A 24,560-nucleotide genomic window follows, 5' to 3' on the forward strand; every position below is an offset into this window, starting at 1 on the left:
GAGATATCAAAAATGATACGAAGAGTTTATGAGAATTACAAACAAATTATCCTATATACGTGCATCGCTGTCGTGGTGGGCATTGCAGTCGGCGTTATAGACGCAGTTTTTGGAAGAATCTTAATTGCCATTACCGATTTTAGAAATGAAAATATAATAAAGCTCGTTCCTTTTTTACCGGTGACCGGCGTTGCTATTATGCTGATGTATCGAAAACTTGGCAAAGAAAGCATAAAAGGAATGACACTTATTTTCCAGACCGGGCATGGTGAGCGGGAGAAGATTCCGAAAAGGCTTATGCCGCTTCTTATGCTCAGCACCTGGATTTCTCACCTGTTTGGCGCAAGTACCGGAAGAGAAGGCGTAGCAGTTCAGCTTGGTGCTACTTTTTCTCATACACTCGGGCGAAAAATGAAGATGCCGGACAACTCGAAAACTCTTTTGGTTGTGGGAATGGCGGCAGGTTTTGCCGGGCTGTTTCAAACACCGCTTGCAGCAACCTTTTTCGCACTCGAAGTACTTACTGCCGGAACCTTGCTGTATGAAGCATTGCTTCCCGCACTGACAGCTTCCTTTGTGGCAAGCTATACTTCCCATATGCTGGGACTTGAAAAATTTAGTGTAAACCTTTCAGATACCTTGAACCTATCGGGCATCACGATTGCCAAAATCATTGTAATCGGAATTGTGTTCGGAATCGTCGGTGGACTTTTTGCGCACCTTCTGGAATCGTCAAAGGGATTTTTTGCAAAAAAAATAGAAGATCCGATTAAGAGAATCTTTTTTATGGGCTGTATTCTCGCTGTTATTTTGTTGCTTTTACATCTGGGAAGATATTGCGGACTCGGAACAAATCTGATTCAGGCGAGTTTTTCAGGCGGCACTATATTTGCCTATGATTTTCTTCTCAAAATTGTTTTGACCATATTTTCCCTGTCAATTGGCTTTCAGGGCGGCGAGGTAACGCCTCTGTTTTCCATCGGGGCGACACTTGGCATTGTGCTTGGATCTCTGCTTGGGCTTCCTCCGGTTATCATCGCCGCACTTGGCTACGCGGCAATCTTTGGGAGCGCCACAAATACTTTGCTCGCACCTATTTTGATTGGGGCAGAGGTGTTCGGAACGGAGAATATTTTAATATTTGCCGTTGTTTGCTCGATTGCTTATGTGTTTAATGGAAATCGGACAATTTATTCGCTGCAAAAGAGAGGATAAAAAAATTTTGCCGCTATCCATGCAGTACTTAAAATAAGAGGAAATGTTTTGCTATCAATGATAAAATAATAGCACAACACGGGGAAAGGAGGGCTTGCATGGAGTGGAATGAGAAATTACAGCGTATCATAGATTATGTTGAAAATCATTTACAGAGAAAAGAAGAACCGATTAACCCAAAAGAAATCTCACAAATTGCGGGTTGTTCGTTTGATTTTTTTCAAAAAGTATTTTCCTATATGAACAATATTAGCTTTGCCGAGTATGTTCGTTTACGAAAACTGACTTTAGCGGGATATGATTTAAAGAGTACCAATAATAAAGTGGTTGATATTAGTTATAAATACGGATATGATTCTCCGACATCATTTACAAAAGCATTTCAACAGTTTCATGGTGTTTCTCCAAAAGAAGCGAGAAATTCTAATATCGAATTAAAGGTTTATCCTAAAATGCAATTTTTCTCCACTCAAAAATATTCTTGGAAACTGGAGCAAAAAAGCAGTTTCCGATTGATAGGAAAGCGTATAAACGTATCCTGTAACGATAATGCACATTATACAAAAATACCTGAATTTTGGAGTGAATGCCAGCGAAACGGGGTGTTTTCGAAACTGATTTCGATGGATTATGGCAATCCTAAAGGGCTATTTGGACTGTTTGGCACTTATGATGAGCAGAGAAATGAAATCGAATATTCGATTATGGTTTTATCTAATCAGGAATTGCCACAAGAATTTATTGAAATTATAATTCCTGATGTCACATGGGCAATTTTTGACTGTAAAGGTGCTGTACCGCAGGCAATACAAAATGGCTGGAACTATTTAAACGAAGAATGGCTGATTAAATATCCATTTCAACATGCACAATGTCCTGAATTAGAATGGTATAGCGACGGAAATTCCTATGATGAAAATTATGTAAGCCAGATTTGGATCCCCATTATAGAGGAGGAATAGTAAATGGTACATTTAGTTTATTGTGATAATATCGGAAAGAAGGGTGAAAAAGTTCTCGACAAGATTTTGACCGGAGAAAAAACAATGATTGTCCGCGGAGCCGCCGGTAGGAAAATTCCACATAGCAGAGTTTTTGAAAAAGAAGAGCTTTATTTTATGGAAAAAGGAAGCTCCAAAATTACGGCAAAGGCAACAGTCAAACAAGTAGACAATTCTGTTAAGTTGTCCGATGAGGAGATTATAAGGATACTCGCGGAGAAACAGCCAAAACTAAATTTGACAGACAAGCAAAAGACTCGATGGCACAAAAAATGCCTTTGCCTTGTTGAATTTTGTGAGGTTGAAGAAATAGAGCCTCTTGAATTTGAACATCAAGGGAATATGGATGATTGGCTTATTATTGATAAAATTGAAGATGTTGTTGCGGGAACAAGTATTCCCTACAATTATGAAAAATCGAAATTCTAAAAAGTATCTATCAAATTAGATACGCAATTTATTGTTAAAATCCGTGCTTGGTTCACATAAATATATTATGGTAAACCGGTAAGGCTTTATTTAAAAAATTATCATATAAAAGAAAGACCCCACTCATATTTATGAACATTATTGTAACTATGAGCGGGGTCTTTTCTTATTCTATTTTCCTATTTCCACCATTCTTCCGGTATTGTCTCTAATTCAATCAAACAGTTAATCTGGTGGGAGAGTACATCCTTCGTCACCTCGTAAACTGCATTCGAATCACATAAAATACAGGCGGCAGACCCAAAACTAACCTTTTTGGCTGCATTTCGGTCATAAAATGCCTGTTCCAGCTTCGGATATTCTTCCGATATATGCGGTTTTATTGCATTATAATGACGATACATACAGGAGGTCCTCAACGTGTTATCCGGCATAACGATTTCAAAGCGAGTCGGCTCTGCCGTAAAGCGTTCCGGCACATCCAAAAACTCCTCAACACAGTGAATATACGTGTTTCGCTCATGACCGACACCGAGAAGCAGAATCTTTGCATCTCTCTGCCGCAGGCGGTCATAACTTCCGCCCGGTTCACACGGGGTTGTCCGGTTTTCTTCCCCTTCGATAAATGCTTTTGCATCTTTTCCCAAGACAGCAAGACTGTGGGTCGGGTGGAGAGAGCGGAGCACTCCTTCGCGCTTCATAAAAAGATTTGGTAAAAGTCCGACACAGGCAGGCTCAGTTTTTGGATCATATACATTGTGGCTCTCCGACATGCTCGCCCAAGTATGCGTCGGAAGAATCAAAAGTCCCTCCGATAAATATTCGGAAAATGCATCGAGTACGGTATCTGCACCGCCTTCGACCTCGCCAATCGCCTTCATAGAGGAGTGAATTAGCAGGGTATCGGTTGGGAGAATTCCCATCTGTTTTATATTGAATAATAAGTCTTGTTTTGTATACATGATGATAACCTCTCTTTTGTTTATTCATACACCGATTATACCTGCAAGCAGAGGGGAATACAATGCCAAAAGTGTAAATTGACACTCTTATTCGCATTATAATATAATAAAAATAAAGCTTTTACTAAGGGAGGGTATATGTATGAATAAGAAAATTTTAGCGATAGTGTTTTTGTGTATTTTAATCATAGGTATTTTTGCCGTGTTTCATTTTATTACGGGCAATAAAAATGCCCCTTCGGTCGTGGGAGAGGGAGCTATGGAACTGGAAGGGGTTGATTTTACGGCAGATTATGAAAAAGAATACAAAAACTTAACCTATACGCTCAAAAACAATACTGATTTTGACATTGAATATGGCGAGGCTTCCTATATTGAAATTCAAAAGAATGACAGTTGGTATCGTGTAAATGCCGATGATGTTTGGATTGCAATCAGTTATACCTTATCTTCAGGTGACGAAAAAACGACAATCGTTAGCTTGCAGGATAAATTGGCTTCCGGAAATTATAGACTTGTAAAGTTTGTTACTGTGCCGGGTTATTCTAATCAGTATGTTGTAATTGCTTATTTTGATGTTAATTGAGTGGAAGGGCAGTATTAATCATCAATATGCTGCCCGCCCCATTCGCATAATTCATGAAGAATTGGCATTAATGATTTTCCACGTTCCGAAAGGTAGTATTCTACCTTTGGCGGTACTTGCGGATATTCATGACGAACAATAAGGTCGCAAGACTCCAGTTCTTTTAACTGATTACTAAGCATTTTATGGGTAATTCCACAAAGTGCTTTTTTGAGTTCATTGTATCGCATGATATCTTTTCTCCACAGCCAAAACAGGATATTTAGCTTCCATTTTCCGCCGATTAGAGATAGAGCATATTCAAATGGTCTTGCATCAACCTCTTTTTTATTTGTACATGTTGCAGCAATTGTTTTATTAGACATAATCACACTCTCTTTCTGGATAGTATCTCACTCGAAAGTGCATACTGTTAAAAATTGTAAACTGATGTTATTATATCTCAGTAATCAAAAAACAACAAGTAATTATTTAATAGGTAAAGGAGAATAATACAATGAATTTATTAACGCAGCCTATCACGATAAAAAATGTAGAAATTAAAAATCGAATTGTAATGCCGCCAATGGCAACCTCAAAATCTGAAGGTGGTCAGGTAACGCAAGAGCTGGTAGATTATTACGATGAAAAATCAAAAGGCGGATATATTGGATTAATCATTACCGAACATAAATATATCAGCAAAGAAGGAATAGCAGATCCAGGACAAATATCCATTTCAAAGGATAGTGATATAGAAGGATTAAAACGCATTACCGATGTTATTCATAAAAATGGAACTAAAGTGATTGCGCAGATTAACCATGCGGGTAGTTTTGCAGACCTTACTGTGTCAGGTAGCGAACCAATTAGTGCCAGTGCAATAGAACCTCACGCTGCTAACGGAAAAAAAGGGGTTGTTCCAAAGGAAATGACTCAGGAGGATATCGACAGAATGATACAGTGTTTTGCCAGTGCGGCAAAAAGAGCAAAAGAAGCCGGATATGATGGGGTTGAAATACATTCTGCTCATGCATATCTGCTCAATCAGTTTTACTCACCGCTTACCAACAAACGTACGGATGGCTACGGTGGCTCTTTGGAGGGAAGAATTAGAATTCATACGGAAGTCATCAAAGCAGTACGTGAGGCAGTCGGAGAAGATTACTTGATTGCACTTCGTTTGGGTGCATGTGACTACACAGAAGGCGGAAGTACTTTAGAAGACGGTGTTTTAGCATCAAAAGCATTTGAAAAAGCAGGCGTAGATTTGTTGGATATTTCCGGTGGCTTTTGCAGATATATGAGACCAGGACATAAAGAGCAAGGATATTTTGGAGAATTAACCGAAGCGATTAAGAGAGAGGTAACGATTCCAGTTATTTTGACAGGAGGTATCGTAGACGGAGAAAGTGCCGAAAGCCTGCTAGAGCAAGGGACGGCTGATTTCATCGGAGTAGGCAGAGCAATCCTAAAAGACTCCGAATGGGCAAAAAAAGTGATCGAGAAAAATTGTAAATAAGAGAAAGCTGCAAGCAGCGTCTCTTGTCATGAATAACAAATAGGTGCAAACGTCGCTATGGACGAATGCACCTGTTTATTATATAATAGTTAGCAATAACTAACTAATTTATAGCAGGAGATGATAGGCAATCAATGGAAAAACATCAAAAATTCTTGGAACGATATGAAGCAAAAGTACATATCGATGACGTAACCAAAAAGTATTTTGTTGAAAAGGACAATATCACCGGTTGGGTTATACAATGTAAGCTGTCTCAAGGTATCGAAATGATCTTCTTTGACTATAAAATTAAAGAAGATCAGGAATTAAATAACTTTGAAGCAGAAAATTTGCTGGAAGTGTTTTATTGTCTTTCCGGTATAGTTGAAATGGAATATGGGGCTTCAAAGTTTAAACTAAAAGAGAATCATATCGGGATATATGACTTAAATAATTGTCCCGAAAAAGTGATTTATAAAAAGGGTGTTTTTAAAGGGATTAGCTTACTTTTGGATATAAAATCAGCAGATCAGGTGATTGAAAGATATATGGCAGGCAAGCAAGGTATCATAAAAGAAATGCAAAACATACTATCTGTCGACCATAAACTTTTTTCTGCATTCGGAAATAGGAATTTAAGGTCTGTATTTCTTGGAATAATTGAGAATCCATTTGATTATGATAAGGAATACTTGATGCTAAAAGCCATGGAGCTGGTATTAATCAGCTCCAGGACCGTCATGCAAAGTATGAAAAGTGATACTTACAATCAGGAAGCCTCAAAGGAATATGAGATGTTTCGTAAAGCAAAGGACTATATTGAATTACACATTGCAGATCCTGTATTAGTTTCAGATATTGCATATGACATTGGAAGCAGTACAAGAACAGTCAATAGAATTTTTCTAAAGTATACGAATCAAACGGCATATCAATTTCTAAAAGAAACCAGGTTGAAACGGGCAAAGGAGCTTCTCATCGGATCTGACTACAGTATCACAGAAATTGCGATTGAAGTAGGTTGGAGTAATTCGAGTAAATTTTCTATTGCTTTTAAAGAAAAGTATGGGGAGTCACCAGTTCAATTTCGAAATACATATAAATTAATATCTTAATGTATTTTTGGAGTGATATCGTACAAATTGGAGTTGCAGCATAATAGTTTCATGCCTATAATGAGTCTTGAGTTAGAGTTAACTAACATAGGACTCTTTTTTTGAATAGAATTTGAGACATTTGAACAGAAGAATGGAGGATATAAATGAGTAATATTTTAAAAGCGCAAAAGGATACTCGTTACTTTGCTTTGAGCTTGCACATAGGAAAAGAGCATAAGAAATTTGTAAAAGAGAATTTAAGACAACAGTTACAGACAGCATTAAGTTCCTTAATTAAAAGTGGTGAAATCGGTGAAATTTCAATTTACACGCTAAATAAGACAGCAGAACGGCATGGAGAGTTTCCTGTATGGAATTATCTTGTTTTGATGCAAATCAGCAAGAGTGATTTAGCACCCCAAATCATGCCTTTGTTAAAGAAAATGGAACTTCCGTTTTTGCCTGATACAATTCGCATGGAAGAGTTGATTACAACACCAAACAGTTCTTATTTAACACCGGGAGAAAAGGCAGGCAAACGAAGAAGCAAACCTTTCTATGCGGTGGAATACGTGGATGTCCATGAAAAGTGTTTGGAAGAATTCAGAAATATTATGATAAAAAATAATGGACCGGCAATGGGATTTATTATGGAACATAAGAGTTGGTGTTATAATTTTCTGGCACTGGAAACAGTGACCGTTTTTTATCATAACACTGATTACCCAACTTGGAACCAGATTCATGTAGTTGGGTTGTATATGGATTCAATTTTACGGTATAAGGCAGACTTTTCCGAGGGATTGGATGCTGCTAATCATATTTCTTTTAAGGACAATTTTGACAGGTTAAAGCAGATTCGAAACATGTTATTTAAGTCGATTGGTAAAAAGATGTAGTTTGTGGTAAAACTAAGCTTCATATCCAAAAACCGTAATTTGGTTCTTACCTGCCATGCAGATTTTAATTTCGATAGCATCTTCCCCGTACCATATCTGTAATGTCATACTCAATTGGGTTAGTTAAATAATTTACAGTTCCTATGATAGACAAACTTATTTCTTGCAATTTAATCCAATCCACCTGAGAATTTGGCCGCCAATAAAGAATCATGGAACTGACACCTACGGCAAGAGCTAGACTAAGACGACAGTAATATTTTATGATAACCTGCTCAATCTCTAAGTACTTATATTGCGTTGGCAACATACTATATTGCAAGACAAGTCTCCCCCGGGTTTGAGTAAGCAGAGCAGAGCTTAGAGAAGCCAAGGTTCCGTTGGCAAGTCCTATTGCATTATTAACATTAGTGAAATCACTTCTGCTGTCATAGGCGACCTGAGTAGCGCTTACAGCACCATACGTATTACATGATATTTCCTCATCAGAAGTACTCAACATAAGGGAATTATCGGCTGTAAGCTTGAAGGCTGAAGGGAAGGCTTGACTTATAGTACTAAAAGGTTGTGTTATTTTAAGGGTCAAAAAATTAGTATCAGCATCACTTAATAAAATTGATACTGCTAATGGCGCAGATACTTGCACAGAGGTGAGATAAATACTTTTTTGTGGTTCCGGTGTCCAAAGAATGGTTTTTGAAGGTTGTATACCTAAGCTATAATAATTCATGATATTAGAACTTTTTTTTATAGTTAATAGGATTTGTTGGTTTGTTGCCGGTATGCTATTTTTAATTTGAAGATTTTGTTTCATTATAGGGCTCTCCTTGAAATACCTATTCATGCATTATAACTCATAGCCTAAAAGGGTAATATTAACGGTTCCAGCAGTACTGGTTGTAATGGAGATTATCTCATCAGAATTAAATTCAATTGGTGAGGGAAAGCTTATACCATAGGTGGCAAGTGTACTGGTAAGAGCTATTGACATAAAGGCAGCATTATTTCCTCTATTTAATTGGACAACCAGTGCGGCAGAGGAAGAAACCTGCAATGCAGTGAGGAAAATGCTCTTATTAGTACCAGGTGTCCATATAGGTGTATTGGTTTGAAGTGTGGTAAAGGTTCGAAACAAGACAATATCAGATGGATATTCTCTTGTAAAAAGGGGATCTTCTAAATTAAAAACGATACTCATCAGTTTTGTATTGCTGCCCATTATAAACTCCTATCAATATCGAAATCTGCTTTACATTTTCTATATTATATGAATGTATTTAAAAAATATTGTTGGTATACATTTCCCAAAATAATAATTTAATTCTTATATAAATATAAAGAAAAAAATTTCACCAAAATGGGAGCTTCTTTCACAGGAGCATATTCGACTGTCAATGTGAGCATTCCCGGCTTAATGGTATAATTGACACTTGGTTGAATAACTCCATTTACGAAAAGGCTGTTATAAGAAGTATGTTTAGGGTCCAGAATCCCCCAGTCTCCATAAACAGTTAATTCGTCTGCATCAGTATAAGTTTTTTCTCTATTTGATAAGGTATTATACTGATAGGTTTCCGCCTTAATCAGTTGATTGTCCTTGTCTTTGATTACTAAATATTCAAGAATAATAGGTGCATTTTCTTTAGGGGGGTCTGCTATGGTTAGGGTTAGAAGACCAGTTTCGACAAAATAATTAGTTTCCGGCTGTAATACTCCATTAATATAAAGGTTAAAAAAGGATACATCGTTTGGATTAGGTATACCATATTCTCCATATATTAATATTTCATCGGTATTTGTAAATTCTTTTTTGATGCCATTTGAAACAGTATTATATTGATAATCAGAAACATTAAGTATTTTATTATTTTTCTTATGAAAAGAGCCGGTAATTTCTGCTAGTAATACCACTGTATTCTTAGAATTTAAAGTTCCGATATCCCAGGTTACTATATTGTTTTTTTGAGATATAGTACCTTTCGTAAAGCTTATGGGAGTAAAGCAAGTCAAATCATCTAATCGTAAAGTATCCGTCATGACAATATTATTAACCGGACCATACCCGTAATTAGATATTCTTATTTCAACTCTCCAAGTATTAATTTTATTTGCATTAACTTCTAGGGGGCCTGATACAATATACTTCTCAATCGATAAATCACCAAATATATCAGGACAATCATTGTTTCTATGAATATCATTTGTTCTGTCGTGAGCAGATAATAAATTTTTCTGTTGCAAGAAGTTGAGACAAGTCTTCAGCTCAACAATGTTATATGCGTGGTTAATAACCGGATTGCAGTAGAAAAAAGACTTTGCATATTTGCGTGGAAAAAGAACTTTAACGGGATACCCCGAAGTTATATTGGAGGTGATACATGAATTCGAATCTGAACTGCCGGCAATAGCTCTGCTTAGTGAACGGCATCCGGTGGTATTGAATAGACCATCAACTTCAATAATAGCAGTCAAAGTTTCACAGGGCAAAATATCTTCAATCTTCCATATAATAGCGTTATCAGAGACTGATATTTTACCTGCTGTTATAGATTTAATCGTTATGTTCTTAAAATCATCTAAAAGAATGTAGTCTATGACAATGAGATTGTTCATAATTTCATTGTATGTGTTAGTAATATTGAGACAGAAAGTCCATTTTTTAGGCTGGTCTAAGAATATCTTCATAGAGTTATTAAAAACATGGGCTTGTAATAATAATTTCTTTTTTTCTATATTCATCTTTGGAGAAACTGCGATTTGAAAATCCTGAGAAAGATTAGAAAAAATCTTTTTTGTATTCATACTTCCTACACCTAGGGCAATACCTAGAGTTTTAAATCCGTTCTGGCAGAAGCAGCCTATAATATCTACCATAAGAACTGAAGTATCTCGTTCTCTTAGTGCATCAATTTTCCAAAGAAGTTCATTGCCTGATATAGCTGCTGCGCCATGAGAAATATTGATGATTTTTATACATTTGATATGATCGAGGAACAGGATATTACTTATTAGAATACCGGATACGGTATTAACACTAAGATTAGAAATTTTTATTTCCACCCTCCATGCATTGACTGTATTAGCATTTACTTTTGTAGGACCTGATGTAATGGTTTGAGTGAGTTTTAATCCTTGGCTAACATTGATAGGGTTTATGCAAATAATATCAGTATTTACAGAACCTGAGGTGGTGCTTCCATATGCCATGCTTCTGCCAATATAGCGAGTTCCTTCCGCTTGAAAGAAACCCTCTACTCTAAAATTAGCAGTAGCGGATTCGCATGGGTCCAGAGTACCAATATTCCAGGTAATTACTCCATCCTTTATTAATATATTTCCGCAGGATACAAAGGTATTTTCAATATTAGTGATGAAATCCAATAGAATTGTATCTATTATGAGAATATTTGCAATGGGTATATGGCTTATATTACTTACTGTTAAGGTGAATTCCCAAATTCCGTTACAACCTGTGGGAATACATTCAGGTCCACACAAAAGAGTACTTTCCAAATAAAGGTAATTGCTTATGTCATCCCATACACAAATATCTATATCTGTTGCAGGGCCGCTGGAAATTTCTCCCGTAGGAAGGATGCCTTCAACTAGAGCAGAATTAAGTTTCGTTGACTTTGCGTTTTTATCTTCAAAAGTAATAAAAGAGATAATAATAGCGGAATCTTTTATAGGAACATCTTCCGTTTTAAGAAGAAGAAGGCCTTTTTGGATTTCATAATTAACCTTTGGTTGCAGTACTCCGTTAATAAATAGGTTAAAAAAAGAGACATCATTAGGATCGAGAATTCCTCTATCACCATATTGAATTAATTCATCATCATTTGTATAGATTCTTTTGACACCATCAGACAGAGTATTATATTGATAGACATCTGCATTTAATAAATTCTTTTCCTGTTTTATAGAAAGTGTGTTATCTTCAAACATAGTGACCACCCCCAAATAAATACATATGTATTTCCTATTTATTGTATAAGGGGTAAGTTATAGCTGAAAAGGGACGTGCAATGATAGCACATCCCCAAATTTGATAATTAGGTTGTTACTGTAGTGTCAGAATCAGCGCTTGGAACAAAGTTAGTTACAATTAGAGTAATTGGAGCTCCAACCGGTATTGTTGCTGCATCATTAACAGTAACCTGAGAACCATCAGTATTAACGGTATATAGACTAGATTGCTGTAATACACCATTTATAAAGAGCAGGTAATATCCATTGTCCGTAGTAGCAGTCGTAAGATTGCCAGTCATGACATCGCCGGCATCATCTATAAATTTCGTCGCCAGAATAGTAAGAACACCGCCTGTTCTGTCATCTTCATCTAGAAGATAGAAATATCTTTCGATTTCTGGGTTGACGTCTACATCAGTTGTAGTAGTAGCATCGATTGCGAGTTTAAATAATTGTGTAGCCATTATCTATTACCCTTTCTACTTCCTTACATTTTAGTGTATGATGCAAGGTATAGATTTGCCACATATTTCGATTATTATAATGAAAAATATCATTAATTGCAGAAATTAAGTTGCTTTGTAAAAAGATGTAGTTGTGTCGCATTGGTTTCCATAATCCATAATTGTATGAATACCATTTATTGATAAATTACTTCCTATCTCTGCAATAACAGAGATGGGAGTATTCATATCGTTTAGAATCCATTCTGTTAAAACGGTGTAAAGCGCGCCTGCCCAATAGCAGTTTGAATAATATAATTCAGGCTGCTCCTTTGAAATGCACTTATTTATACTCTTTTTATATTCATCTAAAATGGTGTCACCATATCCCGCTTGAAGAAGAAGTTTATATTCAGAGGCATGTTTCTGGGTGCTTTCTAGCAGCGCAGTCCACGCTTTATAATTTTCTGTAACTGGATCGAATTGCATCAGTGTATTAGAGGTATCATGAATAATATTTTTTAGATGGTTCGACAAGATATCTTCTTTGGAGGTGTAATTTCGGTAGTATGCAGTTCTGGATACACCCGCTTTTTGGGTAATATCAGTAATTGAAATGTCCTGAAAATTCTTTTCTTTCATCAATAGGATCAGCGCAGATTCAATGCATTCCTTTGTGATAGCATTTGCTTCTGCATTATTTTGTCTTAGTATATTTCTCTTTTTCAATTCTGTGTTCTTCTTCAATGTAACAAATCCTCCCTATTTGTAGCATCCGATACTTAACATCTTGACGCATGAAAAATCGGTTGATACAATTGTATTGACATTACAGATGTAACATCAACATATTACATAATTTATAGGAAAATAACAATAGTGAATTTTATGAAAGGAAGTATAAACATGAAAATATTTTATTTTACAGCTACAGGAAACAGCATGGCGGTAGCAAAGCAGTTCGAAGGAGAATTGTTCTCCATTCCGCAAGTGATGAAAGATGGAGGCAAAGAGTACACGGATGAAGCAATTGGAATTGTGTTTCCGGTCTATGCGAATCAACCGCCGAAAATGGTACAGGAATTTTTAGAAAAAGTAAATTTAAAAGCAGACTATTATTTTGCAATTGCAACGTATGGAATGATGTCTGGTAATCCATTTAAGTATGTTCAGAGAAAAGCAAAAGAACATGGGTATCAATTTGACTATACAAGAACACTGCTGATGGTCGATAATTTTCTGGATAATTTTGATATGAAAGCAGAGATATCAAAGATAGAGAAGAAAAATATTCAGGGAAATCTTAACACGATTAAAAAAGAGATATCGAATCGAAAAAAAGAAGAGATGCATGCAGGTTTTGTTACAAATACAGTAACAAAAATGTGTGAACCATTATTTAAAAAAATGGTAAACGGGCGTACACCAGAGAAATTTATAGTAAATGAGGCGTGTATTCAGTGTGGTATCTGCAGTAAAGTCTGTCCGGCAGGGAATATCAGCGTGAATGATAGGGTTATATTCAGTCAGAAGTGCGAGGGCTGCTATGCCTGTATCCATGCATGTCCAAAGAATGCAATTCATTTAAAAAAAGAAAAAAGTAATGCCAGATGGCGGAATCCGGAAGTCACGGTAAACGACATTATATATTCCAACTGTCAGATTTAAAAATAGTTAAAAAGCCAGTTTACTTATCTGTTAAATAAGTAAACCGGCTCTTGATTATTACAGGAATAGCTACTTAATCAACCTATCCCTTTTTTCCTTTACATGGAATCGTCCCATTTCAACCTTATCAAAAATGTATTTTGTATTCTTATTCGGCATTATCTTGTATGTCAGTCCGCCTACTAATAGTACAGCAATAGCAATAGTATAAATGATTGCTATAATCCAATCCGAACTTTTTACTAAATCATTAGATACAATATAGTAAATATAATAAATTCCGATAGGGTAATGCAGCAGCACAACAGCGCCTAAGCCGGGATTATAGAGGGATTTCATTTTTTTATTGGTTATTATTACATGTACTATAAATTGTGAAAAGCCAAACAGCATAGGCATAAGTCCGAGCCAAATAATATTGGGGAAGAAAACAGGAAGCAAGTAACAGGTGTAGGCAGCTGATACATTTGTTAACATAGCAGAAAATTGATTCAATGGATACCTGTCTGGAATTTTACTGTTTTGCAAAACAATATTCATGATTGCAGGTTCGCCACCCGGAAATCCATATTCTTCAAACTGATGAATAAGTATAGTTGCAAAACTCATCAATTGCAAACGAACCAGCATATCCAGTTGCCCCCAGAATATTGCAAGATAAGCGACTGCACCTATTGCAACCATCAAACCTATGTTGTACCAATGTCTACAAAATAATCTCATAATAATTTCCTCCTTTACACCATCCAACAAGGTGTTGTATGATATGATTATACTATTCTTTAAAAATTCATCAACCATCAGATATGTTCAATCTGTCGGATGATATAATGAAATGAGAGCTGATAATCATGAAAAAACAACCAGAAGTAACAGAACGCACAAAAGCTCTATTGATAGATGCTTTTTGGAAGTTATATCGCGAAAACGATATAAGAAAAATTTCTATAAAAGATATTACTGAAAAGGCTGGCTACAATAGGAGTACATTTTATCAATATTTTAGTGATGTCTATGATTTACTTAGTCAGATGGAAGATTCACTTATTCAATACATTACAGATAATGTTAAGGCAAGTCTTGTTTCAGATATCGGAAATGATTTTATTGAACAGCTCGCAAAACTATACGATTTAAAAGGGGAATATATAAGTGTGTTACTAAGCGAAAACGGGGATCCTATGTTTGCAGAAAAATTAAAATCGGCTCTTAGTCCTATTATTATTGACAAACTTGAAATAAAAAGAGATAAGGCTCATACGGATTTGATGTTTGAATTTGCAATATCGGGAATGCTGTCAGCTATTACAAAATGGTATAATCTAGGCAAGCCCATCTCTTCAGAAGAAATGGTTGTCATGCTGCGTTCTATGTTACGCAAGGGAGTTTCTTCGTATATAGCTTAGAGATTAAATTTTATGTTTTAAATTGAAAATATATGGTAAAATAATCAAAGAGAAGCTTGCTGGTATTGATAAATCAGGCAACAATATTTTTGAGAAGGAGGGAAATAAATTGCGTCATTTTTTTAATTCAAAACTTCGGGTAAAAGAGCAGGAATATGAATATTGCGATTTAGAAAAGGCAGCCAAAGAGTTCGGTATTGATCTGAAGAAAATCCCGTATTCAATCCGTGTTGTACTCGAAAATGTCATAAGAAATTCTAAATCAGAGGAAGAACTGCAAATCAATGTTTTAAAAGTCTTAAACTGGAAAGAAAATATCACCTCTGAAATCGAGTTCTATCCGTCCAGAATTTTGTTGCAGGATTATACAGGGGTACCTTGCATTGTTGATTTAGCCTCTATGCGTGATGCCGCTGTTAAGCTTGGGCTGAAAGAAAGTGAGATTAATCCCGAAATTCCGGTAGATCTTATCATTGACCACTCTGTTCAAATTGATATGGCAGGTACTGAGCGTGCAGCCATTGGCAACACAAGGCTGGAGTTTGAACGAAATATGGAACGCTACCAGATGTTAAAATGGGCTCAGAAAGAGTTTTCTAATCTGCGAGTTGTTCCACCGGATACCGGTATTGTTCACCAAATTAATATTGAATATCTTTCTCCGGTGGTAACGGAGAAAAAAATAGAGAATGCTCTTTTTCTTCAGCCGGATTCGGTTTTCGGTACTGATTCTCACACCACGATGATTAACGGTTTGGGTGTGCTTGGCTGGGGTGTTGGCGGAATAGAAGCGGAGGCTTGTATGCTAGGTGAGCCTTCCGTGTTCCCTATGCCGGAAGTCATCGGCGTGCGACTGATAAACCGCATGCCTGTAGGCATTGTGGCAACTGATTTGGCGCTGAAGATTACACAGGTACTGCGTGAGAAACATGTGGTAGGAAAGTTCGTGGAGTATTTTGGAGACGGCTATGAAAGTCTTTCGCTTGCCGATCGCGCTACCATTGCAAACATGGCTCCCGAATATGGCTCCACCTGCGGTTATTGTCCTCCGGATACTGAAACTCTCCGTTATTTGGAATTGACTGGGAGAAATCAGGAAGAAATCGAAAAAATTTCTGCTTATTTAAAGGCGAATCACTTATTCTATGACTCAAACGATACGGTGGAATACAGTCAGGTGATTGAGGTCGACCTTTCTGATCTGATGACCAGCCTTTCCGGTCCGAAGCGCCCACAGGACCTTGTGCCGATGGATCAGCTATCGATGGCGTTTGAACGCGCAATTGTCAGTCCGATGGGGAATCAAGGATTCGGGCTTAAGGAAGATGAGCTGGAAAAGGAATATGTGTTTGAGCTGGACGGAAAACAAGATGTTTTGAAAACAGGAGATGTTTTAATCGCATCTATCACCAGTTGTACGAATACCTCGAATCCCACAGTTTTGTTTGGTGCCGCTTTGATGGCTAAAAAGGCTGTGGAAAAGGGCTTGACAGTTTCTCCAAAGGTAAAAACTTCTTTTGCACCCGGTTCACAGGCAGTAACCCGTTATTTAGAAAGTTCAGGACTGATTCCATATCTGGAGAAGCTTGGGTTTCATATTGTTGCTTATGGCTGTGCCACCTGTATCGGGAACTCAGGACCGTTAAAACCTGAAATTGAGTCAGTCTTGAAAGAAACAAATCTGGTGGGCGGGGCTGTGCTGAGTGGCAATCGTAACTTTGAAGGTCGTATTCATCCCCTTATTAAGGCAAACTATCTCGGTTCTCCGATGTTGGTGATTGCCTATGCGCTGGCTGGTAATCTACGCAAAAATATAGCGGTTGATCCAATTGGAGTGAATGCTGACGGAGAAAACGTTTATTTAGCAGATATTTGGCCCACAACGGAAGAAATTGATAGGCAGGTAAGAATGCATGTCACATCAGAAAGTTATCGTACCGCATATGGTGAAGTTTATAATGGAAATCAACGCTGGAATGATATTGCAATTACAAATTCTCACACATACAATTGGGACAAGAATTCCACCTATATTGCAAATCCACCTTATTTTGATGATTTAACTGCCGGCAAGACGACTGCCGTTGAATTGAATAACCTGAAAGTGCTTGCCAAGCTGGGCGATTCCGTTACGACCGACCATATTTCACCTGCGGGTAATATTGCGGTAAGTTCCTCTGCCGGAGTTTACCTACAGGAGCATGGTGTAGAGCAGAAGGATTTTAATTCCTATGGATCTCGCAGAGGCAATCACCATGTAATGATTCGCGGTACACTGGCTAATACCCGCCTGCATAATGAACTGGCAGACGGCAAAGAGGGAAGCTTTACCCGTTACCTTCCTACCGGTGAGATTATGAGTATCTATGATGCGAGCTATCTGTACCGGCAAAACGGAACCGGATTGTTGATTTTGGCTGGTAAGGATTACGGTATGGGCTCCTCCAGAGATTGGGCAGCAAAGGGTGTAAAGCTCTTGGGTGTCAGGGCTGTTATTGCCGAGTCCTACGAGCGAATTCATCGTTCTAACTTAGTGATGATGGGAGTGCTGCCACTGGAGTACCTGTCTAATCAGACGGCTGCAACGCTTGGTTTGACTGGTGAAGAAGCTTTTACGGTTCATCTGTCTGCAAATCCCAGAGTGAGAGAGCACGTACAAGTTACCGCCCAAAGACTGGATGGAACGAAGCTTGAATTCGAAGTGGTAGTTCGTTTCGATTCGGAATCAGATATCCGCTATTATCAAAATGATGGTATCTTACCGATGATTTTAAAAGAAAGATCAAGATTTATCTGAGTTACCCGTTATTATATGCCCCAATTAGGGGATATTAAAGTTAAGCTTAAATCAAAGGAGGATTTATCTATGAACAAGTTTGTTTTCAATGATTATTTTCATGAACCAGAAGGAAAAATCGCTAAGCGGATGATTTTTAAAAGCGATAATGTAATTGCCTTTGTTCTTAACATCGCAAAAGGAGAAATATTACCGGGGCACACACATCTCGAATCAACCCTTTTCCTTCAGGTCATGGAGGGTAATGCCAAGGTTGTCACAGATGGAAATGAAACTTCGTTGCAGGTGGGAGAGTTAATGCAGGTTGATGGGCAGGAGAGTTTGCAGGTTATAAACACCGGTGAAGATGTCTTGCGTCTTTTCGTTACGATTTCACCAATGGGTTCAGAGGCCTTTGCAACAGATGCAAATGTTTAATGACTTATCTTTAGCCTTGATTTCTAAAGTTAAACCCTCAGTACGCTGAGGGTTTTATTATTTATGACAAGTGAAGCTGTTTACAGCTTTTATGTTTATTAAATTAGATATCGATAAATAGGAGTTGTCATGTTATAATTAGCATGGCTATCTTGTATTACTAGTATCACATTGTTAAATTTGTATCAAATCATACCAAAAATAAATGCCATAGGAGGTAATCATGGTTAAGGTTCAAAACTTGTCCTACTCATATCCGCAAAAGGATTTATATAAAGAAGTTTCATTTACAATAGAAGATAATGTACATTGTGCATTGATTGGTACCAACGGTACCGGAAAAAGTACGTTACTCGATTTACTGATGCACCCCGAAGAGTATCTGTACGATGGAAAAATAGTAATTGACAACACCGATAAAATCGGATATGTCAGTCAATTTTCGCAACTAGATCCAAAAGAAGATATGACTGTGTTTCAATATATCAGCGATGAATTTGTAAAGCATGAACAGAAAATATTGGACTTTTGTAAGCAAATGGAGACGGCTGTAGATCTAGAAAAGATCTTCGAGGAATATCAAAAAGAATTAGATGAATGGAATGCGATTGATGGAGAGTCTTACGAAATCAATATCAAGAAGCAATTAAAACTGGCTGACCTTCAAAAGTTAGAAGAACAGAATATTAGTAGTCTGAGTGGCGGAGAATTTAAGCTCATTCAGGTGATCAGAGAGATGATGCTGAGTCCAAAGTTTCTTATTATGGATGAACCGGATGTATTTTTGGATTTTAAACATCTGAATGCATTAAGAAACCTAATCAATGCCCACAAAGGAACACTTCTTATCATCACGCATAACCGGTACTTGTTAAATCATTGCTTTAACAAGATACTTCACATGGAAAATATGGATGTTCAGGAATTTAACGGAACCTATACAGAATATAATTATGAACTTCTTGCTACGAAAATTGATTTACAAGAAGCAGCAGTCACAGACGAGGAAGAAATTGAGCGTCAGAGTAAAATTTTAGAAAAATCCAGAGCGAAAGCGACGGCAATGGACAACGCAACTCTTGGAAGAGCTGTACATGCAAGGCAGACTTTGGTTGATCGACTGAAAGCAAGAAGAACAAAAGCACCTTTCGTGGATATCAAGCAACCGGAGATTTATTTGGGACTGGAAAATGAAGTGGAAGATGAAAATATTCTGGAATTGTCGGATTACAGTGTTGCATTTGATGAGAAGCTTTTTGAACATGTGAATTTTGAAATGAAACCCACAGACCATGTAGCAATTGTGGGGAGTAACGGAACCGGAAAAACAACAATGCTATGTGAAATTTTTGAAAATAGGAAAGACACAATCAGGATTAGCGAAGATGCAAAGGTTAGCATGTTTTCCCAGATTACTGGTTCCTTGTATGATGAAGCAAAAACGTTGTTTGAAATCTTCGAAGCAAAAGATTTTGATACGAAAAATGATATAGAGAACTATTTAAAAAAATATGGCTTTGAAGGAGAGACGCTTGGCCAAAAAATAAGTGAATTATCTGGCGGAGAAAAAGATTTATTTCAATTAGCGGTGCTCTCATTAGAAAACGCCAACTTCCTGCTTTTGGATGAACCGACGGGACATTTGGATGTTTATGCGCAAATTGCATTAGAACAGGCGATTTCAGAGTACAAAGGTGCCATTCTTATGGTGTCCCATGATTATTATACGGTGGCTAATTGCATGGACTATGTACTTTTGGTAGAAAACAATACGGTGCGCAAAATGAGTATTCGCAAATTTCGACAGATGATTTATGCCAATTATTTTGACAAAGATTATCTATTATTGGAGCAGAAGAAAAAAGAGACAGAGACCAGAATTCAACAGCTGCTTAGAGCGAATGAGTTTGAAAAGGCAAAGGTTTTGATGGAGCCATTAGAAGAACTTATTAAAGAAATGAAAATGCAGTGATATCATTTAATTAATAAGTTCATAATTCAAAAAATAGCCAGCTGATTGAAACTACTGGCTATTTTTTGAATAAAGATGAAAAAGCAAAACCACTTAACTTGTCAATGGGATTTGAGAAATAATACGTGGCAGAATTAGTAACGCTACAATTAATAACAATAATACGGACCATAATGCGGCAAGGTCTGATAAAGCAAGAATTCTAGGTATTGTAGTTATACTGTGAAACATCGCTATAGCACCTAATATCCCAAGTAATGCAGCATACCACTTTCTCATTTGAAAACCTACCACAGAAGTCCAGCCTATAAGAAAAAATAGGGGCATTTGCAAATAATGTGTAATTGCAGACGGCAATGAAATGCTGTCATAGTAAATTACCGAAAATAAAACGGGTATGAGCAGAAACAGTGATAAAATGCTTATGGCTCCTGTATTGGCCCAAAAGAAATGCTTTCTGGTCAGCCCCTGTGACACATATAATTTTATTGTAATCAGCGGATATACAATCCCCATTACTAAAAGGTATATTTTAGGAGCATATGTGATGGAAAGAGGTATCCATGAAGTATCATCAATTGTTACATAAGAAAATACTATAAAAAGTATAGCTATTGTCAAGGCGAGGATACCTATAAACCAACATGTGCCCTTAGCCTGTATTGTTAGTAGAAGTTTCAAAGCTTTTTTCGTCATTACTCTTTTCCTCCTTTTTCGGTCATATAGATGAATAAATCTTGCAGTGAGGGATGAGAGAATTCAAGACCTGCTTTTTCCCCAGCAAGGAGATCATTTTCTGACAGCACTCCAAACAATACAACCTCTTTCTGCCGGCCTAAGGCTCGCTGGGATAGAATTTCACGACCATTTATGAAGCTGTCTACAACCTCGCTTAAACCCGATACGGCTGTTCCTTTTGATCGCAGGCTATCACAGTCGTTGTGAGCTATTATTTGCCCCTTGTTAATAATTATGGCTTCGCTGAAAAGCCCCTCCATCTCATTGACAAAATGGGTTGAAAACAAAATAAGCTTTGGTCTCTGCATATAGTCTGATAAAAGCTCGCTGATAAAAAGTTTGCGCATGGCAGCATCCATGCCGAGATATGCCTCATCATATATGGTAATAGGCGTCTGTCCGGCGAGCCCGATAATAACACGTATTGCAGAACGCATACCGTGACTTAAGTCACCCATTGTTTTCTTTGCGGGTATTTCAAACAGCTTTATGAGTTTTTCTGCATAGGCGGCATCCCAGTTTGGACGGAGTGCAGCTGTTATTTTTAATAGCTCTTTTATCTTGAAGCTACTTTCAAGTTCACTCTGATCACCAGAAATAAAAGCAACTTGTGGCAATATATTTTTGTTTTCATAAGGATTTTCACCGCATATCGTTATTTTTCCTGAGGTTGGTCTATGATAGGCGGAGAGTAGCGATAAAAGTGAGGTCTTCCCGGCTCCGTTCCTGCCAAGCACTCCACAAATTGCATGCTCTTGAAGTTTTAAATTTACATGATTGAGTGCAAAGGTGTTTCCGTATTTAAGTGATACATTTTCAAGATTAATCATTTTTTTCTCCTTTCCAAGCAAAATTGATCATTTCATGAATCTCCTCAAGGGAAAAGCCCAGAGGTTTTGCCAAAGCTGTTAGAGGCTCTATCTGTTCCTTAAAAAATGCTTGTGAAAAGCGTTTTCTAAGTATTTCAGGGGCATCGGGGCTCACAAACATTCCAAGTCCTCGTTTTTTATAAATTATGCCCTCATCTACCAGAAGATTAATTCCCTTCAGTACGGTGACGGGATTTATGTTGTAATGGTTGACAAGCTGGCTGTTTGATGGTATCTGTTCTTCCGGTGCCAGCCGCCCGTTGAGAATATCCTCCTCAATGGTCTCTTTGATTTGTAGATAGATGGGTCGGTTACTGTCCAGAACTGACTTCATAGCATTCTTCCTTTACTTAGAGAGTGTTATTGTATAGTGGTGTTATATATAAGTATAATACCTGCCAAAAAATATGTCAAGTGATTATTAAAAATCAACATATCAGTAAAAATAATCTGAGCCAGCAAGGCAATGGCTCAGAAGTTACCTTGCCGTTAAGGTTACATCAGGCTCAATCAGTACTTTTTTGTATATTCAGGGCACCGGGGAAGTTAAAAAAATCTTTTGCTAAAAATATAATGTTAGGATGTCAGTAAATATGGTAAAATTAATGTAAGTGAAGAGATTCCGGAGAGAAGAGTTTTTAAAATATTTATTTTTCCATCTATCGGATAAATATCTGTTTTTCCGATAGATAGTGTGGTATAATATAGATGGAGGTGATTTTATGGGTAAAGACTCTCAATATTATAAAGAAAAGAAAAAGGATCAATTAAGGAAGCTTCGTGAATTGCTGACTGAATTGCCGGGATTTGCTATAGACTACATACACGATAAGGAAATTGGAACCCAGACAAGTACGTTGGTTTCTTATTCCTATGACCTGTTAACCTTTTTCCGTTTCCTTAAGGATAAAAATCCTGTTTTCAAAAACAAAGAAATAAAGGATTTTATGCTACGCGACATAGAATTACTTGCTTCCGAAGACATTGTTGAGTATCAACGATATCTGGAGCTAAACGATGTCGGCGAAAAACACGAAAACGGCAAAAAAGCCATTTCCAGAAAAATGTCGCCTTTGCGTGGATTGTTCCAGTATCATCATGAACATGGATATATTGAAAAAAATCCGATGATACTTGTCAAGCTGCCCAAAATCAAAAAGGATAAAAACATCATTCGTATGAACAACTATGAAATTGAGGCAATTATGAATTCCATTGAGTTCGGCAACTCTCAAATGTCAAAAAGGCAGCAAACATTCTGTAATAAAACAAAAAAACGTGATTTAGCCATTTTAACCCTTATGTTAGGTACGGGTATCCGCGTTTCCGAGTGCGCCGGTTTAGATGATACTGACGTTGATTTTCAAGTAAATACTATCACAATCGTTCGAAAAGGCGGTGGCCAGGATTTACTTTATTTTGGCGAGGAGGTACGGGAAGTTCTGCAAGATTATATGGAACTTGAGCGAAAATCCATTATTCCTGAATCCGGACATGAAAAGGCACTCTTCTATTCTATGCAATGCAAGCGGATTAGTATTGACGCAATTGAAAATCTTGTCAAAAAATACGCTAAAATGTCTGTTCCGAACAAGAAAATTACGCCACACAAGCTGAGAAGTACCTACGGAACGGCTCTGTACCGCGAAACAGGCGATATTAGGCTTGTAGCCGATGTTTTAGGGCACGAAAACATTAATACGACCATCGATTACTATGCTGCTATTGAGGATGAGCATAAGAGAAAGGCTGCAAATGCTGTTTCTATTCGGGGAAAATAAGAAAAAATTTTTTCATAGGTTTTCTTCAAGCCATATACGAATTGTTTCTATATCTTCTTTTTCCATAAAAGAATGTTCACTGCTTTGTGAAATTGTCAATTTGCAGTCATGTATTTTCACAAATTTTTGAATAACTTCTAATGATTGCAAATTGTCTTTTCCTCCATAAAGTATTGAAGTTGGGATATCCCATTTTTTAATTGGATGTTTTTTAATATACTGATAATAGTCCCAACGCAATAAATCAACAGGCGTCGGAATTTCTTTTTCCATATATAACTTTTCCTCTGTCACATTAAACCAACAAAACATTTGCTGAATAAGGTATTCCATGTCTAACACAGGCGATTGGAAAAGACAGTTCATAAATTTTCTGTCTGCATAAGTATTTAAACTAAAGTATGCCCCAAGGCTACAAGCATACAACGAAATATCACTCCACATTGAAAATGCATAGTTACCAATCTCTGTAAGGTCGAACATACCATTCCAAATGTCACAACGATAATCACTCTCTCTTCTTTCACCATGTTCCGGCAAATCAAAGCTAAGTGTTTGATAGCCTTTTCTTTCCGCTATTTTAGCAAAATTCTCTGCCTGTTCTTTGCAAGACATTTTCCCATGAACATTGATATATATCTTGTCTGATTTTTCTCCCCAAATAATAGCAGGGATGGTGTTAATTTTAATGCTTTGTGTTTTCATTTTTCCTCCAACTATCGAGGTATTATTCTCATAGGTTTAATACTAAATATAATAGGAATATCAGTTTAACTTATTTATTGTATCTGAAACCTTAATTACATCATGCTCTTTATCACTGTGTCT

The 24,560-nt window shown here is 37.1% G+C and carries 25 protein-coding genes; 13 read left to right on the plus strand and 12 right to left on the minus strand.

Features of this window, described 5'->3' with window-relative positions; all coding sequences use genetic code 11:
* Nucleotides 1–12: 12 nt before the first annotated feature.
* The 3 genes from CTY48_RS08430 to CTY48_RS08440 all read left to right on the plus strand — a co-directional run bounded on the left by CTY48_RS08430 (nt 13) and on the right by CTY48_RS08440 (nt 2,645).
* Nucleotides 13–1,215 (plus strand): chloride channel protein, encoded by a 1,203-nt coding sequence (locus tag CTY48_RS08430; RefSeq protein WP_099468062.1) that lies wholly within the window; start codon nt 13–15, stop codon nt 1,213–1,215.
* A 98-nt stretch (nt 1,216–1,313) separates the two neighbouring features.
* Nucleotides 1,314–2,177: an AraC family transcriptional regulator gene (locus tag CTY48_RS08435; RefSeq protein ID WP_099468063.1), complete on the plus strand. Its 864-nt coding sequence runs from the start codon at nt 1,314–1,316 to the stop codon at nt 2,175–2,177.
* Between the two features lie 3 nt (nt 2,178–2,180).
* A complete protein-coding gene (locus CTY48_RS08440; RefSeq protein WP_099468064.1) occupies nt 2,181–2,645 on the plus strand; it encodes a hypothetical protein in 465 nt (154 codons plus the stop codon).
* Nucleotides 2,646–2,824: 179 nt separating this feature from the next.
* On the opposite strand, the gene CTY48_RS08445 is transcribed toward CTY48_RS08440, so the two are convergent.
* Complete coding sequence (locus CTY48_RS08445) at nt 2,825–3,607, minus strand: AAC(3) family N-acetyltransferase (RefSeq protein WP_099468065.1); 783 nt, start codon at nt 3,605–3,607, stop codon at nt 2,825–2,827.
* A 142-nt stretch (nt 3,608–3,749) separates the two neighbouring features.
* On the opposite strand from CTY48_RS08445, the gene CTY48_RS08450 reads away from it, so the two are divergent.
* Nucleotides 3,750–4,193: an immunoglobulin-like domain-containing protein gene (locus CTY48_RS08450; RefSeq protein WP_099468066.1), complete on the plus strand. Its 444-nt coding sequence runs from the start codon at nt 3,750–3,752 to the stop codon at nt 4,191–4,193.
* A 14-nt stretch (nt 4,194–4,207) separates the two neighbouring features.
* Here CTY48_RS08450 and CTY48_RS08455 read toward each other — a convergent pair whose 3' ends face one another.
* The gene (locus CTY48_RS08455) at nt 4,208–4,558 is read right to left on the minus strand and encodes a winged helix-turn-helix transcriptional regulator (protein ID WP_099468067.1); all 351 of its coding nucleotides are present in this window, start codon (nt 4,556–4,558) and stop codon (nt 4,208–4,210) included.
* Nucleotides 4,559–4,689: 131 nt separating this feature from the next.
* On the opposite strand from CTY48_RS08455, the gene CTY48_RS08460 reads away from it, so the two are divergent.
* The 3 genes from CTY48_RS08460 to CTY48_RS08470 all read left to right on the plus strand — a co-directional run bounded on the left by CTY48_RS08460 (nt 4,690) and on the right by CTY48_RS08470 (nt 7,672).
* Nucleotides 4,690–5,694: an NADH:flavin oxidoreductase gene (locus CTY48_RS08460; protein WP_099468068.1), complete on the plus strand. Its 1,005-nt coding sequence runs from the start codon at nt 4,690–4,692 to the stop codon at nt 5,692–5,694.
* 134 nt (nt 5,695–5,828) lie between these two features.
* Entirely contained in the window at nt 5,829–6,791 is a 963-nt protein-coding gene (locus CTY48_RS08465) for a helix-turn-helix domain-containing protein (protein WP_099468069.1), read from the plus strand.
* Nucleotides 6,792–6,937: 146 nt separating this feature from the next.
* A complete protein-coding gene (locus CTY48_RS08470; RefSeq protein WP_099468070.1) occupies nt 6,938–7,672 on the plus strand; it encodes a hypothetical protein in 735 nt (244 codons plus the stop codon).
* A gap of 64 nt (nt 7,673–7,736) precedes the next feature.
* Here the strand turns inward: CTY48_RS08470 and CTY48_RS08475 are convergent, their stop codons facing one another.
* From CTY48_RS08475 to CTY48_RS08495, 5 genes are all read right to left on the minus strand, one after another.
* Nucleotides 7,737–8,486 (minus strand): hypothetical protein, encoded by a 750-nt coding sequence (locus CTY48_RS08475; protein WP_236354838.1) that lies wholly within the window; start codon nt 8,484–8,486, stop codon nt 7,737–7,739.
* Nucleotides 8,487–8,519: 33 nt separating this feature from the next.
* Nucleotides 8,520–8,891, minus strand: coding sequence for a hypothetical protein (locus tag CTY48_RS08480; RefSeq protein WP_099468071.1), 372 nt, complete (start codon nt 8,889–8,891; stop codon nt 8,520–8,522).
* Between the two features lie 98 nt (nt 8,892–8,989).
* Complete coding sequence (locus CTY48_RS08485) at nt 8,990–11,617, minus strand: DUF4183 domain-containing protein (protein ID WP_099468072.1); 2,628 nt, start codon at nt 11,615–11,617, stop codon at nt 8,990–8,992.
* A 107-nt stretch (nt 11,618–11,724) separates the two neighbouring features.
* Nucleotides 11,725–12,105: a DUF4183 domain-containing protein gene (locus CTY48_RS08490; RefSeq protein WP_099468073.1), complete on the minus strand. Its 381-nt coding sequence runs from the start codon at nt 12,103–12,105 to the stop codon at nt 11,725–11,727.
* 105 nt (nt 12,106–12,210) lie between these two features.
* Entirely contained in the window at nt 12,211–12,813 is a 603-nt protein-coding gene (locus CTY48_RS08495; protein ID WP_143452716.1) for a TetR/AcrR family transcriptional regulator, read from the minus strand.
* A gap of 177 nt (nt 12,814–12,990) precedes the next feature.
* On the opposite strand from CTY48_RS08495, the gene CTY48_RS08500 reads away from it, so the two are divergent.
* Nucleotides 12,991–13,752 (plus strand): EFR1 family ferrodoxin, encoded by a 762-nt coding sequence (locus CTY48_RS08500; protein WP_180272686.1) that lies wholly within the window; start codon nt 12,991–12,993, stop codon nt 13,750–13,752.
* A 69-nt stretch (nt 13,753–13,821) separates the two neighbouring features.
* Here the strand turns inward: CTY48_RS08500 and CTY48_RS08505 are convergent, their stop codons facing one another.
* On the minus strand, nt 13,822–14,475 hold the full coding sequence (locus CTY48_RS08505; protein ID WP_099468076.1) for an HXXEE domain-containing protein: 654 nt from the start codon (nt 14,473–14,475) through the stop codon (nt 13,822–13,824).
* 128 nt (nt 14,476–14,603) lie between these two features.
* Here CTY48_RS08505 and CTY48_RS08510 point away from each other — a divergent pair, with 128 nt between their 5' ends.
* The 4 genes from CTY48_RS08510 (at nt 14,604) to CTY48_RS08525 (ending at nt 20,344) form a co-directional block, all read left to right on the plus strand.
* The gene (locus tag CTY48_RS08510; RefSeq protein WP_099468077.1) at nt 14,604–15,158 is read left to right on the plus strand and encodes a TetR/AcrR family transcriptional regulator; all 555 of its coding nucleotides are present in this window, start codon (nt 14,604–14,606) and stop codon (nt 15,156–15,158) included.
* Between the two features lie 109 nt (nt 15,159–15,267).
* A complete protein-coding gene (gene acnA / locus CTY48_RS08515; RefSeq protein ID WP_099470108.1) occupies nt 15,268–17,955 on the plus strand; it encodes an aconitate hydratase AcnA in 2,688 nt (895 codons plus the stop codon).
* Between the two features lie 69 nt (nt 17,956–18,024).
* On the plus strand, nt 18,025–18,372 hold the full coding sequence (locus CTY48_RS08520) for a cupin domain-containing protein (protein WP_099468078.1): 348 nt from the start codon (nt 18,025–18,027) through the stop codon (nt 18,370–18,372).
* Nucleotides 18,373–18,595: 223 nt separating this feature from the next.
* Nucleotides 18,596–20,344, plus strand: coding sequence for an ATP-binding cassette domain-containing protein (locus CTY48_RS08525; RefSeq protein ID WP_099468079.1), 1,749 nt, complete (start codon nt 18,596–18,598; stop codon nt 20,342–20,344).
* Between the two features lie 93 nt (nt 20,345–20,437).
* Here CTY48_RS08525 and CTY48_RS08530 read toward each other — a convergent pair whose 3' ends face one another.
* From CTY48_RS08530 to CTY48_RS08540, 3 genes are read right to left on the minus strand one after another with little or no spacing between them, the layout of a single operon-like run.
* Nucleotides 20,438–21,040, minus strand: coding sequence for a hypothetical protein (locus CTY48_RS08530; protein ID WP_099468080.1), 603 nt, complete (start codon nt 21,038–21,040; stop codon nt 20,438–20,440).
* Nucleotides 21,040–21,912 (minus strand): ATP-binding cassette domain-containing protein, encoded by an 873-nt coding sequence (locus tag CTY48_RS08535; RefSeq protein ID WP_099468081.1) that lies wholly within the window; start codon nt 21,910–21,912, stop codon nt 21,040–21,042. The genes CTY48_RS08530 and CTY48_RS08535 overlap by 1 nt, the downstream gene beginning before the upstream one ends.
* Nucleotides 21,905–22,285 (minus strand): GntR family transcriptional regulator, encoded by a 381-nt coding sequence (locus CTY48_RS08540; protein WP_099468082.1) that lies wholly within the window; start codon nt 22,283–22,285, stop codon nt 21,905–21,907. Before CTY48_RS08540 ends, CTY48_RS08535 begins: the two co-directional genes overlap by 8 nt.
* A gap of 388 nt (nt 22,286–22,673) precedes the next feature.
* On the opposite strand from CTY48_RS08540, the gene CTY48_RS08545 reads away from it, so the two are divergent.
* Nucleotides 22,674–23,732: a tyrosine-type recombinase/integrase gene (locus tag CTY48_RS08545; RefSeq protein ID WP_099468083.1), complete on the plus strand. Its 1,059-nt coding sequence runs from the start codon at nt 22,674–22,676 to the stop codon at nt 23,730–23,732.
* Nucleotides 23,733–23,744: 12 nt separating this feature from the next.
* On the opposite strand, the gene CTY48_RS08550 is transcribed toward CTY48_RS08545, so the two are convergent.
* Nucleotides 23,745–24,437 carry an alpha/beta hydrolase gene (locus CTY48_RS08550; protein ID WP_099468084.1) on the minus strand — a complete coding sequence of 231 codons (693 nt, stop codon included), beginning with the start codon at nt 24,435–24,437 and terminating at the stop codon, nt 23,745–23,747.
* Nucleotides 24,438–24,560 lie beyond the last annotated feature (123 nt).

The organism is Konateibacter massiliensis (assembly GCF_900184995.1).
GTDB lineage: Bacteria > Bacillota > Clostridia > Lachnospirales > Lachnospiraceae > Lachnotalea > Lachnotalea massiliensis.